Source organism: Paenibacillus septentrionalis, from assembly GCF_042659865.1.
In the GTDB taxonomy this organism is placed as follows: domain Bacteria; phylum Bacillota; class Bacilli; order Paenibacillales; family Paenibacillaceae; genus Pristimantibacillus; species Pristimantibacillus septentrionalis.
In genome coordinates, this window is record NZ_JBHSTE010000004.1 from 117850 (window position 1) to 131836 (window position 13987).

General features: G+C 45.1%; 12 protein-coding genes. All 12 read left to right on the plus strand.

The annotated features are described in order from the left end of the window. The first annotated feature begins 19 nt into the window (after positions 1-19). Entirely contained in the window at positions 20-388 is a 369-nt protein-coding gene (locus ACFP56_RS12350; protein WP_379234864.1) for an ArsR/SmtB family transcription factor, read from the plus strand. Continuing rightward, positions 372-2546, plus strand: a complete 2175-nt coding sequence (locus ACFP56_RS12355) for a heavy metal translocating P-type ATPase (RefSeq protein WP_379234866.1) — start codon at positions 372-374, stop codon at positions 2544-2546. The genes ACFP56_RS12350 and ACFP56_RS12355 overlap by 17 nt, the downstream gene beginning before the upstream one ends. A gap of 724 nt (positions 2547-3270) precedes the next feature. After that, a complete protein-coding gene (locus tag ACFP56_RS12360) occupies positions 3271-4389 on the plus strand; it encodes a helix-turn-helix domain-containing protein (protein ID WP_379234868.1) in 1119 nt (372 codons plus the stop codon). Between the two features lies 1 nt (position 4390). Further along, positions 4391-4591 (plus strand): PLD nuclease N-terminal domain-containing protein, encoded by a 201-nt coding sequence (locus tag ACFP56_RS12365; protein ID WP_379234870.1) that lies wholly within the window; start codon positions 4391-4393, stop codon positions 4589-4591. Beyond that, positions 4588-5505 carry an ABC transporter ATP-binding protein gene (locus ACFP56_RS12370; protein WP_379234872.1) on the plus strand — a complete coding sequence of 306 codons (918 nt, stop codon included), beginning with the start codon at positions 4588-4590 and terminating at the stop codon, positions 5503-5505. Before ACFP56_RS12365 ends, ACFP56_RS12370 begins: the two co-directional genes overlap by 4 nt. Further along, entirely contained in the window at positions 5477-6259 is a 783-nt protein-coding gene (locus tag ACFP56_RS12375; RefSeq protein ID WP_379234874.1) for an ABC transporter permease, read from the plus strand. Before ACFP56_RS12370 ends, ACFP56_RS12375 begins: the two co-directional genes overlap by 29 nt. Positions 6260-6407: 148 nt before the next feature. Beyond that, positions 6408-6773 carry a metal-sensitive transcriptional regulator gene (locus ACFP56_RS12380; protein ID WP_379234876.1) on the plus strand — a complete coding sequence of 122 codons (366 nt, stop codon included), beginning with the start codon at positions 6408-6410 and terminating at the stop codon, positions 6771-6773. A 51-nt stretch (positions 6774-6824) separates the two neighbouring features. Then, positions 6825-7031, plus strand: coding sequence for a copper chaperone CopZ (copZ, locus tag ACFP56_RS12385; RefSeq protein ID WP_379234878.1), 207 nt, complete (start codon positions 6825-6827; stop codon positions 7029-7031). A gap of 113 nt (positions 7032-7144) precedes the next feature. Next, a complete protein-coding gene (locus ACFP56_RS12390; protein ID WP_379234880.1) occupies positions 7145-9565 on the plus strand; it encodes a heavy metal translocating P-type ATPase in 2421 nt (806 codons plus the stop codon). 488 nt (positions 9566-10053) lie between these two features. Beyond that, on the plus strand, positions 10054-11388 hold the full coding sequence (locus tag ACFP56_RS12395; protein WP_379234882.1) for a hemolysin family protein: 1335 nt from the start codon (positions 10054-10056) through the stop codon (positions 11386-11388). Between the two features lie 143 nt (positions 11389-11531). Next, positions 11532-11840, plus strand: coding sequence for an MTH1187 family thiamine-binding protein (locus tag ACFP56_RS12400; protein WP_379234884.1), 309 nt, complete (start codon positions 11532-11534; stop codon positions 11838-11840). Between the two features lie 240 nt (positions 11841-12080). Beyond that, positions 12081-13952: a beta-L-arabinofuranosidase domain-containing protein gene (locus ACFP56_RS12405; RefSeq protein ID WP_379234886.1), complete on the plus strand. Its 1872-nt coding sequence runs from the start codon at positions 12081-12083 to the stop codon at positions 13950-13952. Positions 13953-13987: the final 35 nt, after the last annotated feature.

A 13987-nucleotide genomic window follows, 5' to 3' on the forward strand; every position in this document is an offset into this window, starting at 1 on the left:
GAATGACAAGGGGAATGGGATGAGTCAGTGCGAGATTTATTGCTATAACGAGGAAAAGGTACAAGAGGTTCAATCGTCCATGCGACTTGAGGAGCTGGAAATGGTTGCCCAGCTGTTTAAGGCGCTATCAGACGTCAATCGTTCTAAAATCATATATGCGCTGTGCCAAAGCGAGGAGCTATGCGTCTGCGATTTGGCTAATATTATTGGTGCTTCTGTAGCGACCACCTCACATCATTTGCGTGCTATGAACAAAAGAGGGCTCGTAAAGTTTCGCAAGGAGGGCAAGCTTGCGTTTTATGCACTTGATGATGAGCATATTCGTTCTTTGATGACAATTGCTTTAGAGCACAACAAGGAGTTGAAGCAGCATGAGCAAGTTGAATGAGCATGAGGCAACTTACCGATCTTATCGGGTAGAAGGCTTTACATGCGCGAATTGTGCAGGCAAATTTGAACGCAATGTTAAGCAGATTGAAGGTGTTCAGGATGCCAAAGTTAATTTTGGTGCTTCAAAAATTTCAGTCGCAGGAGAGGTGTCGATTGCTCAGCTTGAGCAGGCGGGAGCCTTTGAATCGTTAAAAATTAAAGCTGATGAACCAGCACACATGCGCCGATCCGCCAAGGTATCCTCCGACCAAGGCGAAGAACTGAGAAAGAAGCCATTTTGGCAAACCTATCACGTACTGCTATATTCGGTGCTGCTTATTGTGCTCGGTTATATCTCATACGGCACAAACGGCGAGCACAATCTGATTACGATCTTATTATTTTTATCTGCAACGCTCATTAGCGGCTTACCGCTGCTTAGAACAGGGATTGCCAATTTGCTTCGTCTAGATTTTGATATGCGGACGCTGATGACTGTTGCGGTTATTGGGGGTGCCATCATTGGCGAGTGGGCTGAAGTAGCCGTTGTTGTCATCTTGTTTGCTGTCAGTGAGGCGCTGGAGCGCTATTCAATGGAACGCGCCAGACAATCGATTCGCGAGCTAATGGATATTGCACCTAAGGAAGCGCAAATTAGACGCGGTCAGCAGGAGCTGACAATTCCAGTAGAGGATATTGAAATCGGTGATATTATGCTCGTTAAGCCAGGGCAGAAGATTGCAATGGATGGTATCGTCATTCATGGCCAATCTGCCGTGAATCAGGCCGCTATTACAGGAGAGTCGCTTCCAGCAGCAAAAGCGTCTGGCGATGAGGTTTATGCAGGAACCTTGAATGGCGAAGGCTGGCTTGAGGTTCGTATTACGAAGCGCGCTGAGGATACGACGATTTCACGCATCATTCATCTTGTTGAGGATGCACAGGCAGATCGGGCGCCGGCACAAGCCTTTATCGACCGTTTTGCTCGGGTCTATACGCCGGCTATTATTGTGATTGCGGCATTGGTCGCAATCGTGCCGCCGCTATTATTTGATGGGGCGTGGTCGACTTGGGTTTATCAAGGGCTCGCGGTGCTTGTTGTAGGCTGCCCTTGTGCGCTCGTCATTTCGACCCCTATATCTATTGTTTCTGCGATTGGCAATGCAGCAAAGCAGGGAGTGCTGATAAAAGGCGGCATATATTTAGAAGAGATCGGGGCGCTTCGTGCTGTTGCATTCGATAAAACGGGAACGCTCACGGAAGGTCATCCCCAAGTAACGGAGTATGAGGTCGTAGATGAGGATACTGATCCCAAGCAGCTGCTAGCTGTTATAGCTGCACTGGAGCATCGTTCCCAGCATCCGCTTGCTGCTGCGATAATAGGCAAGGCGCATGACATGCATGCACTTCACCATGATCTGGAGATCACAGCGTTTTCAGCGGTAACGGGCAAAGGGATCCGTGGACACGTCTATGATAAGTGGTTTTATGTAGGCAGTCCCAAGTGGTTCGCAGAGGATTTGGCTGTGCAGCTGCCGTCAGCGCTTCAGCAGAAAATTGATGCGCTCCAGTTGCAAGGGAAAACAGTAATGCTTGCCGGAATTGAGAATAGAGTGCTTGGATTAATCGCCGTAGCTGATCAACTTCGTACCTCAAGCAAGCAAGTGCTTGATGAGCTTCGTGAGCTAGGGATAGCGCATACCGTCATGCTGACAGGCGATGCTCGCAGCACGGCACATGCGATTGGACAGCAAGCAGGCGTATCCGCTGTTGAAGCCGAATTGATGCCAGAGGATAAGCTTCGTATTGTGAAGCAGCTGAAGGACCAGTATGGCAAAGTCGCAATGGTCGGAGACGGGGTGAATGATGCGCCTGCATTAGCTGCGTCTACAGTAGGAATTGCAATGGGAGGCGCTGGCACAGATACGGCGATGGAAACAGCGGATGTTGCGTTAATGGCAGATGATCTAAGCAAGCTTCCATTTGCCGTAAAGCTCAGCCGCAAGGCGCTGCGTGTTATTAAAAGCAACATAGCATTTTCTATTAGTATTAAGCTGCTGGCGTTGCTGCTAGTGATACCGGGCTGGCTGACGCTGTGGATCGCGATAGCTGCGGACATTGGGGCAACGCTCGCTGTAACCTTGAATAGCATGCGTCTCATGCGTATGAAGTCGTAGTCAGCTTCAACGAGCCGATGCGTTAGATGCCATCACTGAACGAGCAATAACTATCATTTCGATAAGCATGCTGCAAGGCTTGCAGATTTAGCGGATAGTAGAGCCGCTGCTCTGCAAGCTTTTTTATGTAGTTGTAAGTGGTTGGAAAATAATGTATGATGTCAGTGGTGGAGGTGGAAGCGGTATGATATGGATCATCGTGATCGTGATATTATTCCTTTTAATATGGGGCGCTTTTACATCTGAAAGCTTTGGGTGTGGCACATGTCTAGTCGTTCTGCTCCTGTTTACTATACTATGGTGGCTTGGCGGGCTAGGATATGTACTGAAGGTTTTAAAGTTTATGTTTAACCTATTGAGCAGGCTGTTAATGTGAAGCACCTGAAAAGGTGTTTTTTTGTTGCCTGTTTTCTAAGATATTGTTGTTTTGATGAGATGCAGCAATTACTACATATGTCACAGCAGCTTCAAGCTGATTTAAGCACATTTATTCTAAAAGGAAATAATCGTTAGGTATCTGTACAGGATGTACAGCATCAAAATCACCGCTCGATTTGTTAGACTTGTCAGAAGTACACGCTTCATAATGACATGTCGCAAGAAAAGGCGGTGATTTTTTGTGCTCGATTCAACCAATGGTTGAATGTTCGGACAAAAGATAACAAATAATCGATAGCGTATTCAACGGAATCGAATTATGCTTATAAAGAAGGGAGCGAATCTTATGCATCGATTAAAATTTGCAGAGATATTCAGTAGTCGCCGTAAGCAGCTCGGCATGACACAGGCTGATGTTGCCGCTTTTGTCGGGGTATCCAGCGCGGCTGTTTCAAAATGGGAGCAAGGTGTAAGCTATCCCGAGCTGACGCTGCTGCCGAGACTTGCGACCTTGCTGAACATTACGATAGATGATTTACTCGGCTATAATCCGCAATTGACGAGGGAAGCTATGAACAAGCTGTATGCCGAATTTGCCAAGCGACTTGGCTCGGAGTCATTTGAGCAAGTGCAGACAGATATTGAGGCTATGGTTCATGAATATTATGCCTGTTATCCGTTTCTCGTTATGATCGCTCAGCTCTATCTGAATTATTATGTGAAGGCGCCTGAGCCAAATCAGGTGCTGGAACGCGTTGTTGAGCTGTGTGATCGAGCTATTGATCATGGTGATGACTACCGGTTAACGAATGAGGCGAGGATGATTCAGGCATATGTTTTACTGTTAACGGGCAAACCTCAGGAGCTGCTGACCTTTTTGGGAGAGGATGTCCCGATTCAGTATGGCTCCGAGCTGTTAATTGCTCATGCCCATGTGGCGCTAGGTGATCAAGAAAGGGCGAAGGTTGTTGTCCAAGCAAGCATGTATCAATATATGATTATTCTTGTTTCGACTGCCACTGAAAATTTGATGCTTGAGGTTGATCATAAGGAGCATTTTGATGCTTCGATTCACCGTATTGAGGGGCTGCTGCAGCTATTCGGGATTGAAGCGCTGAACGTCAATCTTAGTCTCGTATTTTATTATAAAGCAGCATCTGGATACATGAAGCAGCATCGAAAAAAAGAGGCGCTGCACATGCTGGAGCAGTATTACCGTACATGCTGCAAGCTGGAGCTGCCATTTCAGCTTCGTGGCGATTCGTATTTTTATTTGATTGATGATTGGATTGCAAAGCATATTCAACTGGGCTCTCAGGCTCCGCGCGATGAACATTCCATCAAGCAGGGGATAGTAAACAATTTGCTCTACGATCCTGGTTTTGCGGACTTGCAAGAGGAGCCTGCATTTCAAGCGATTATTACGAATTTGAAGCATGTGCTTCAATTGAAGGAGGAGAAATAACATGAGCGAGCTTGCAACGATTCGCTGGGATTTACTGCTTCCCGTTATCGTGATTCAATTTATACTCATGCTTATCGCGATTATTGATCTTGTGCGTTCCCAAGAAACACGAGGTCCCAAGTGGATGTGGCTAGTCATTATATTAGTAAGCGGCATGTTTGGCTCGATCATTTACTTTATTGTGGGGAGAAAACAATCATGACTCTATTGCGTGTAGAAGCACTTACGAAAAAGTATGGAAGCAAAACAAGTGTAGATCAACTAAGCTTTTCACTTGAGCCTAACACAGCTACAGCATTAATTGGGCCCAACGGAGCGGGCAAAACAACGACTATGTCCATGATAACAGGCTTGTTAACCCCAACAAGCGGCTCGGTGCAGCTGAATGGAAGTGGTGATATTCGCAAGCATATCGGTTTTTTGCCGCAATATCCAACGTTCTACTCATGGCTGACAGCGATAGAATATGTTGAGATGGCTGCGGGACTAAGCGGCATACCTGCAAGAGAAGCAAGAAAACGCAGTGAGAAAATACTAGAATATGTAGGCCTAGGCAAGGACATGAAGCGGCAGACGTCAACCTTCTCAGGAGGAATGAAGCAACGGCTTGGTATTGCACAGGCGATTATTCATGAGCCCAAGCTGTTACTGCTTGATGAGCCCGTATCTGCACTTGATCCACTTGGACGTGCAGAGATCATGGAGCTGCTGAAGGAGCTCCAGCAGCAAACGACGATTCTGTATTCCACACATATTTTACATGATGCTGAGAAAATGACCGATCAAGTATTGTTTATGAAAGAAGGCAAGCTTGTAGAGCAAGGCACGCTGCTCGAGGTTCAGCAGCGCTATGCAGATCCTCAGTACATGATCGTATTTGCAAGCGAGCAGGAAGCAGAATCGTTTGTTGAGCTTCATGGTGCCCAAGGAAAAAGAGATGGCAGCAGGGTAACCATGCCAATTACCGAGGAACTGCCGACATTGAATACGTTGATGAGCCTGCTGTCGAAAACGTCGTTCGATATTTTGAAAGTAGAACGAGAGAGCGCTTCATTAGATCAAATATTCAAGAAGGTGGCTGGTGCGCATGAATTCGCTGCAGATATTGCTCGTTAAGGAATTAAGAGAAAGCTGGCGCAGCTTTAAGCTGATATGGATTCCAATTGTTTTTATATTGCTTGGTGTTAGTGATCCGTTAATGAATTATTATATGGAAGATATTTTGCAGGCTGTCGGCAATATGCCCGAGGGCATTGAAATTGTAGGTCTGGCGCTTCAGCCGCTGGATGTGCTGATGGCTTCGACTGGTCAGTTTCAGCTGACTGGAGTTATTGTGATTATTGCTGTATTTATTGGGTCAATTAGTCGAGAGCGAAGCAATGGAACGGCTACGCTAATCTATATAAGGCCAGTATCTGCAACTGCGATTGTAATGAGCAAGTGGCTAGTTTCAACGCTGGTTGCAGGTGTTAGCGCATTATTAGGCTACGCTGGGAGCATGTATTATACGAGCATTCTATATGGAGGCATATCGCTTCAGGCTGGTGCAACGATTATTGGGACATACTTTGTATGGCTATTGTTTGTCATGGCAGTAACGGTTGCCTTGAGCGCAGCTTTTAGTACAGGTGTTGCTGCAACAATCGCGATCATCCTTATTCCGATCGGAGGTATGATTGACTCTTTGCTAGGAAGCTACTGGCACATCTCTCCATGGAAGCTTGTCAACTATGGCGTTATGCTGACGGCCAATGATCAACTAAACGATTACTATTGGAAGACATTAAGTATAACCATTGCTATAACGGTTGTTATACTTGCTTTAGGCATATGGTCCGCTCGAGTTAATCGTTCATTAACGAAAGTGTAAGAGCGTAATATAAAGCGTCACTTGTCGATATGAGCTGGAATACAGTCGGCATGCGGCGTTTTTGTGTATAGAAAAAGAATAATATCACCTCTTTACATACCCTACATGGGTATAGTATACTTACTATTAAGTTAGGAGGTCGATCAAGATGCATAACGAGCAAAAGTCGGTACATGAAGCAGAAGCAATAAATCATCACGATCATCACGGGCATCATGGCGATGATGCAGCATGTCGAAAGAGCCATCATCCAGATAAAGTAAAAAAGGATATGATTACGCGGCTTAATCGAGTGGAAGGTCAAATTCGCGGCATTAAGGGCATGATCGAAAAAGATGTTTATTGCGATGATGTGATTACTCAGCTTGCGGCTACGCAATCTGCTTTGAATAGTGTAGCTAAAATTTTGCTTGAAGGTCATATCAAGGGCTGTGTCGTTGATCGTCTTGGTGAAGGCGATGAAGCGGTGCTTGATGAGCTGCTCATCACCATTCAAAAGCTAATGAAAAAATAACGTATAGTCATAGTTGAAATAAGATACGCTACGATAAGGGAGGAATAACAAATGGCAGAGGTAACATTGAAGGTACAAGGAATGAGCTGCAATCACTGCGTACAATCAATTGAGCGCAATGTTGGAGCGATTGCAGGTGTTGATCAAGTGAAGGTAAGTCTTGCAGATGGCAAGGTTGACGTTGTATATGATGAAGCGAAGGTATCTCGCGCTCAGATTGAAGCTGTTATCGATGATCAAGGCTATACTGTCGTATAGACAATAAGCGAATATCACTAATCCAAGATGAGAAGAACATAACGTAGAGTGCCTTGTGCACTCTATATTTTGCATATCAATATACCCCCATGTGGTATGAGGAGATGAAGACCTTGAGTAGTCAGCAGGAGAAGGAGCTAACGTTTCACATTACAGGGATGACCTGTGCGGCTTGTGCGCTGCGAATTGAAAAGGGCTTGAATCGTCTTGAGGGTGTGTCTGAAGCAGCTGTGAATCTGGCACTGGAAACATCTACGGTTTCCTACAACCCTGAACACATTACAGCTCACGAGCTGGAGCAGCGCATCACATCACTTGGATACGGTGTAGCCAAGCAGCATGTTGAGCTAGATATAACAGGCATGACATGTGCGGCATGCTCAGCCCGTATCGAGAAAGGACTTAATAAGCTTGATGGTGTCGCTTCTGCTCATGTGAATCTGGCACTGGAGCGAGCAAGCATTGAGTATTCTAGCAGCGAGCTTGATCCTGCTCAGCTTATTGCAGCAGTAGAGAAGCTTGGCTATAAAGCGCAGCTTCGGCAGGAGGAAGGTCAGAATGAAGATCACCGCAATCAGGCGATCAAGCTTCAGCAGCGCAAATTTATACTCTCGGCAATGTTGTCACTGCCATTGCTATGGACGATGATTGGACATTTTTCATTTACTTCGTTTTTGTATGTGCCAGATATGCTTATGAATCCGTGGGTACAGATGGCGCTTGCAACGCCTGTACAATTTATTATTGGTTGGCCGTTTTATGTCAGTGCTTATCGTGCACTGCGCAATCGCAGCGCCAATATGGATGTACTCGTTGCAATGGGGACCTCAGCGGCATACGGCTATAGCGTCTATCAGGCTATCATATCGAATGGCGCGCACCATGCACCGCAGCTTTACTTTGAGACGAGCGCTGTAATTATTACATTAATTTTGCTGGGCAAGCTGTTCGAAGCAAAGGCAAAGGGCAGATCAACGGAAGCGATTAAAAAACTGCTTGGTCTGCAGGCGAAGCATGCGACAATCGTGCGAGATGGGATTGAGCTTGTCGTTCCGCTGGAGCATGTAAGGCAAGGCGATTGGCTGATTGTAAAACCGGGTGAAAAGATTCCGGTTGACGGGATTGTTGTAGAAGGCAGCACTGCGATTGATGAATCGATGCTGACGGGGGAAAGCATACCTGTCGATAAGACGGTAGATGACCAGGTATACGGCTCTACACTGAATCGAAACGGTTTTATCAAGATGAAAGCGACTCGCGTTGGCAAAGACACCGTTCTGGCGCAAATTATTAAAGTTGTTGAAGAAGCGCAAGGCTCCAAAGCGCCGATTCAGCGGCTTGCTGACCGAATATCCGGCATATTTGTACCAATTGTTGTAGCAATTGCAGTAGTTGCGTTCATCGTCTGGATTACAATGATAAAGCCTGGTGAGTTTACGCAGGCGCTTGAGGTATTTATTACGGTGCTCGTTATTGCTTGTCCTTGTGCGCTTGGGTTGGCTACGCCAACCTCGATAATGGCAGGGTCTGGACGAGCAGCAGAGCTTGGTATTCTATTCAAGGGCGGCGCTTTCCTGGAAACAACCGGTCAGATTGACACGATTGTATTGGATAAGACAGGAACCGTTACGAATGGACGACCTGAGCTGACTGATATTCAGCTATTGCCTCAAGGAGGACTTGCGGAAGATCAGCTGCTGGCATTAGTAGCGGGTGCTGAGCAGCGATCCGAGCATCCGCTTGCGCAAGCGATTGTCGAAGGATTGGCTGCAAGAGGGATACAACCAGCTCAATCAGAGCAGTTTCAAGCGATTCCCGGGTATGGGATTGAAGCGGTTGTTCAGGGACAGCAGCTGCTAGTAGGGACGCGCTCGCTTATGGAGAAGCACAACGTCAATTATGCAGCAGCGGAGGAAGCGATGACCGCACTTGAATACGAAGGGAAAACAGCGATGCTGATCGGCTTGAATGGCAGCTATGCTGGATTGATTGCAGTTGCTGATACGGTTAAGGAGACTTCAAGGGCTGCTGTCCAGCGTCTTAAGGCAATGGGCCTGGAGGTTATAATGCTTACTGGTGATAATATTCGAACAGCCGAAGCGATTAGCACTCAGGTTGGAGTTGATCATACAATTGCAGGTGTGCTGCCAGAAGGAAAAGCTGAAGAAATTAAAAAGCTTCAGCAGCAGGGAAAAAAGGTAGCGATGGTTGGCGATGGCATCAATGATGCGCCGGCGCTTGCAACTGCAGATATTGGCATGGCAATTGGCACGGGCACTGATATTGCGATTGAAGCAGCTGATGTTACGTTGATTCGCGGTGATTTGCAGAGTATTGCAGATTCAATCGTAATGAGCCGTAAAACGATGCGCAATATTAAGCAGAACCTATTTTGGGCATTTGCCTACAATACGCTTGGTATTCCAATAGCTGCAGCAGGCTTGTTGGCACCTTGGGTGGCTGGCGCTGCGATGGCATTCAGTTCAGTTTCTGTTGTACTCAATGCGCTTCGCTTGCAGCGTGTGAAGCTATAGGTTCGAGTAAATAAAAGTCATGTAGATAATTGACAGAAAATTTCAATCGATGAATTCTATAGAATTGATGTTCTTGAAGCGAATATCATTTATAATGAATAGATAGTGGTTCGTCATACTGAATGGGTATGGCAGATCATTATGCTTGATGAAAAATATGCAACCAGATAGTCTGTGCTGCGTAAATAGTCACTATAAGTAATCAAGTGTTTCAATTTAATTCAGTTTAATAGATGAGGGGGAAGAGCAGTGGGAAGGATAAGCTTCATTACTGTAAGCTAGTCGTTGCAGGTTTCGTTCGCATGAAGGCGCAAGACGAATCATTTGCAACAGCTGGCTAATACGGGATAAATGAGGTAGCCCATCTTTAACAATTTCCTTAACGTAACGGTCAGCTCTGCAATATGATCGATCTGCGTCAGTACGTAAGATCAAATAATCATATTGTAGGAGGTGAAGTCTTACTTTATATAAAGTAAGACAACTAATTGGGAACAACGATTAACATTATTATTTTTATTATATTAATTGCATTAACTGCATTTTTCGTAGCGACAGAGTTTGCGATCGTTAAGGTGCGCAGCTCACGAATTGATCAGCTTGTCGCTGAAGGCCGCAAGGGCTCAAAAGCTGCTAGGCATGTAACCTCTCATTTGGATGAGTATTTATCTGCCTGTCAGTTAGGGATTACCGTAACAGCTCTAGGGATTGGTATGGTCGGCGAAAAAACATTTGAGTTCATTTTGCATCCGATGTTCGAAGCGGTAGGCTTGCCGACGAGTCTGATTTCGGTATTTACGATTGGTGCAGCGTTTCTAATTGCAACATTTTTGCATGTTGTAGTAGGTGAGCTTGCTCCGAAAACAGTCGCTATTCAGAAGGCAGAGACGGTTACGCTGCTTTTTGCTAAACCGATCATGCTGTTCTATAAGTTATTATTCCCGTTCATTTGGTTTTTAAATGGTTCAGCACGTATACTTGTCGGCATGTTTGGCTTGAAGCAAGTAAGCGAGCATGAAGTGACGCATACACAGGAAGAAATTCGCCTCCTGATTGCTGAAAGCAATAAATCAGGTGAAATTAACAATAGCGAGATGAAATTTGTAAACAATGTGTTTGAATTTGACGATCGTCTTGCTCGTGAAATTATGATTCCGCGAACAGAGATGGTTGCTTTTGATATAGATACACCGTATGAGCAAATTTTGAAGCGTGTATCTCAGGAAAAATACACGCGCTACCCGATTTATGATGGGGACCGAGACAATATTATCGGCTTTTTCAACATTAAAGACTTTTTGATTCGCGGGCTTGAGAACCCGGACAGAGCGAGATCATCCTTCGACCTAACCAAGTTTATTAAGCCGGTTATTAGTGTAATCGAAACGACACCGATCAAGGAAGTATTGCAAAAAATGCAGAAGGAACGCATTCATATGGCAATACTGGTCGATGAATATGGCGGAACCTCAGGTCTCGTTACAGCGGAGGACATTATTGAAGAGCTTGTCGGAGAGATTCGAGACGAGTTTGACGGTGATGAAGTTGCACATATACGAGCGGTAAGTGAAGGCCATTATATTATTGATGCTAAGGTATTGCTGGAAGAGGTATCAGAGCTGCTTCAGATTCCTTTGGAAAATGAAAACGTTGATACGTTAGGCGGTTGGATCTTCGCACAGAATACCGATCTGGATGTCAATAAAGTGATTAACCACGAAGGATTTATTTTTACAATTAAGCAGAAAAAAGGCTTAGTGCTGCAATTTATCGAGGTGAAAAAGCAGCCTGCTGAAGTTGTTAAACTGGCTATTGAAGCATAATGGTTTCGCAATCTATGTTGATCGTGAATCTCGATGTGAGCAAGCCCGTTATCGTTTGTATAACAAACGATAACGGGCTTTTTTGAGTTCTTTACTTTCGTATGTTGTAGCGTTAAAGTAGAGGGTGTAGGAGGCGATATAGTATGGCAATTGCTGAAGTGACCATTATCCCGATCGGTACAGGCAGCACGAGCCTTAGTCCTTATGTAGCCGAGCTGCAACGGGTACTTCAAAAGCAAGAAGGAATTCAATACACGTTAACATCGATGAGTACGATTATTGAAGGACCGCTGGAGCATGTATGGAAGGCGATTGCTGCACTTCACGAAGCACCGTTCCTATCAGGTGCACAGCGGGTGTCTACATCGGTGAAAATTGATGACCGCCGCGACAAGGAAAGCTCGTCCGAGCAAAAGCTGCGCTCTGTTATGGAAAAGCTGGCGGATCGTTAATGCAGCATGCATGTACCGTGGCAACAGGCTAGCTATAAACAAGCTATAAACAAATAATGATTTCTTCATGCACCTCATTCGTTAGCCTAAGGCTAATGAATGAGGTGCATTTTTTAATGACTGCAGCTCTCGTACATAACAATAATTACTAAGGTTTATCTCATGCTTACGTTTTCTTACAATGTGATGTATGAGTATGAGTATGAGTATGAGTATGAGTTGATGGAGGGGGGAATAGTTTTGTTACAAGAGCTGAAAGGGAAACAGGTTGCTATTCGAGAGGGAGAATTAAAGCGCAGGGAAGCTGCAAACCGTTCATATTTGATGAAGCTGGAAAGTGAGCATTTGTTGTTTAATTATAAGGTAGAGGCTGGAAGGTTTTCTGGAAGAGGAATACCGAAAGGGGCGCATGGCGGCTGGGAATCGCCTGTGTGCCAGCTACGAGGACACTTTCTAGGGCATTGGATGAGTGCGGCGGCCTTTCATTATTTCGAAACAGGAGATAAGGAGCTAAAGGTAAAGCTCGATGTTATAATTGACGAGCTAGTTGAATGTCAAAAGGATAACGGGGGAGAATGGATCGGTCCGATCCCGGAAAAATATTTGCATTGGATTGCATCTGGAAAATGGATATGGGCACCGCAATATAACCTCCATAAAATATTGATGGGTCTAGTAGATGCCTACGTGTATGCAGAAAATCAAAAGGCTCTAGAAATCGCGGATCGATTTGCTGATTGGTTTTTTGAATGGAGCGGTAAATTTTCCAGAGAAAAATTTGACGATATATTAGATGTCGAAACAGGCGGGATGCTTGAGGTATGGGCAGACTTGCTGCATATTACAGGTCACGAGAAATATAAAATTTTGCTTGAACGTTATTATCGAAGCAGATTGTTTAAGCCGCTGCTCGAAGGCAAGGACCCTCTGACGAATATGCATGCGAATACAACTATTCCAGAGGTGCTTGGCTGCGCCAGAGCATACGAGGTAACCGGAGAGTCAAGGTGGCTGGACATCGTGAAAGCGTACTGGAACTGTGCGGTAACAGAGAGAGGCTATCTAGCTACAGGAGGTCAAACTGCAGGAGAGGTTTGGATGCCTAAAATGAAAATGAAGGCTCGGCTTGGTGACAAAAATCAAGAGCATTGTACAGTATACAATATGATTCGAACGGCTGAGTTTTTATTTCGTCATACAGGCGATCCTGCTTACATGCAATATATCGAATATAACAATTACAATGGTTTAATGGCGCAGGCCTACTATCAGGAATACTACTTGACGGGCAACAAGCACGGTCATCCAGGACAAGGTCTGCTAACGTATTTCCTGCCGATGAAGGCTGGACTGAGCAAGGATTGGAGCTCAGAGACCGATAGCTTTTTTTGCTGTCATGGTTCGATGGTGCAGGCCAATGCTGCATGGAATAGAGGGATTTACTATCAATCGGAAGATCAACTATTTCTCTGTCAATATGTAGACTCTGAGTTGACAACCAAAGTAGACGGTGAGGAAATTCGAATTATCCAGACTCAGGATCGGATGAGCGGAAGCTTGCTTAACTCATCCAATACAGCAGGCTATCAAGAGATTAATGATATTACGGCTTCTCATGAAAATATGCCGTCCTATCGTAAATATGATGTCGTTGTACGTACTCAATCACCGATAACATTTTCGCTGAACTTAAGAATCCCTGAATGGATTATGTCTGAGGCAGTGATCTATGTCAATGAGGAGCAGCAAGGCAAAATAACCGATAGTAGCACATTTTATGAGCTGAAGCGAACATGGAAGGACGGAGACAAGATCAGTATCCTTTTGCCAATTGGCATTCGGTTTATTTCACTTCCAGACGATGAAAGCATGGGGGCTTTTCGCTACGGGCCGGAAGTGCTTGCAGGTGTGTGTGAGAAGGAAAGAATACTCTATACAGAGAGCGATAATATTGCTTCAGAGATTGAAATGGAAAATGAGCGCGAATGGGGGAGTTGGCGATACTTCTTTAAAACCGTCAATCAGGACCCGGGTATCCATTTCAAACGAATTCGGGACATTGGCTATGAACCCTATCAGATCTACTTTAAAGTTAAGAAAAGACTGCAATAATAGTCGATAGGCAGGACGTAAAAAGGTTGGACCGA

What these genes read in the sequence shown, in the direction of transcription:
- ACFP56_RS12375 (WP_379234874.1), top strand. Translation starts at nt 5,477, where the DNA reads ATGAATTCGCTGCAGATATTGCTCGTTAAGGAATTAAGAGAAAGCTGG.
- ACFP56_RS12355 (WP_379234866.1), top strand. Translation starts at nt 372, where the DNA reads ATGAGCAAGTTGAATGAGCATGAGGCAACTTACCGATCTTATCGGGTA.
- ACFP56_RS12380 (WP_379234876.1), top strand. Translation starts at nt 6,408, where the DNA reads ATGCATAACGAGCAAAAGTCGGTACATGAAGCAGAAGCAATAAATCAT.
- copZ (WP_379234878.1), top strand. Translation starts at nt 6,825, where the DNA reads ATGGCAGAGGTAACATTGAAGGTACAAGGAATGAGCTGCAATCACTGC.
- ACFP56_RS12400 (WP_379234884.1), top strand. Translation starts at nt 11,532, where the DNA reads ATGGCAATTGCTGAAGTGACCATTATCCCGATCGGTACAGGCAGCACG.
- ACFP56_RS12360 (WP_379234868.1), top strand. Translation starts at nt 3,271, where the DNA reads ATGCATCGATTAAAATTTGCAGAGATATTCAGTAGTCGCCGTAAGCAG.
- ACFP56_RS12370 (WP_379234872.1), top strand. Translation starts at nt 4,588, where the DNA reads ATGACTCTATTGCGTGTAGAAGCACTTACGAAAAAGTATGGAAGCAAA.
- ACFP56_RS12365 (WP_379234870.1), top strand. Translation starts at nt 4,391, where the DNA reads ATGAGCGAGCTTGCAACGATTCGCTGGGATTTACTGCTTCCCGTTATC.
- ACFP56_RS12350 (WP_379234864.1), top strand. Translation starts at nt 20, where the DNA reads ATGAGTCAGTGCGAGATTTATTGCTATAACGAGGAAAAGGTACAAGAG.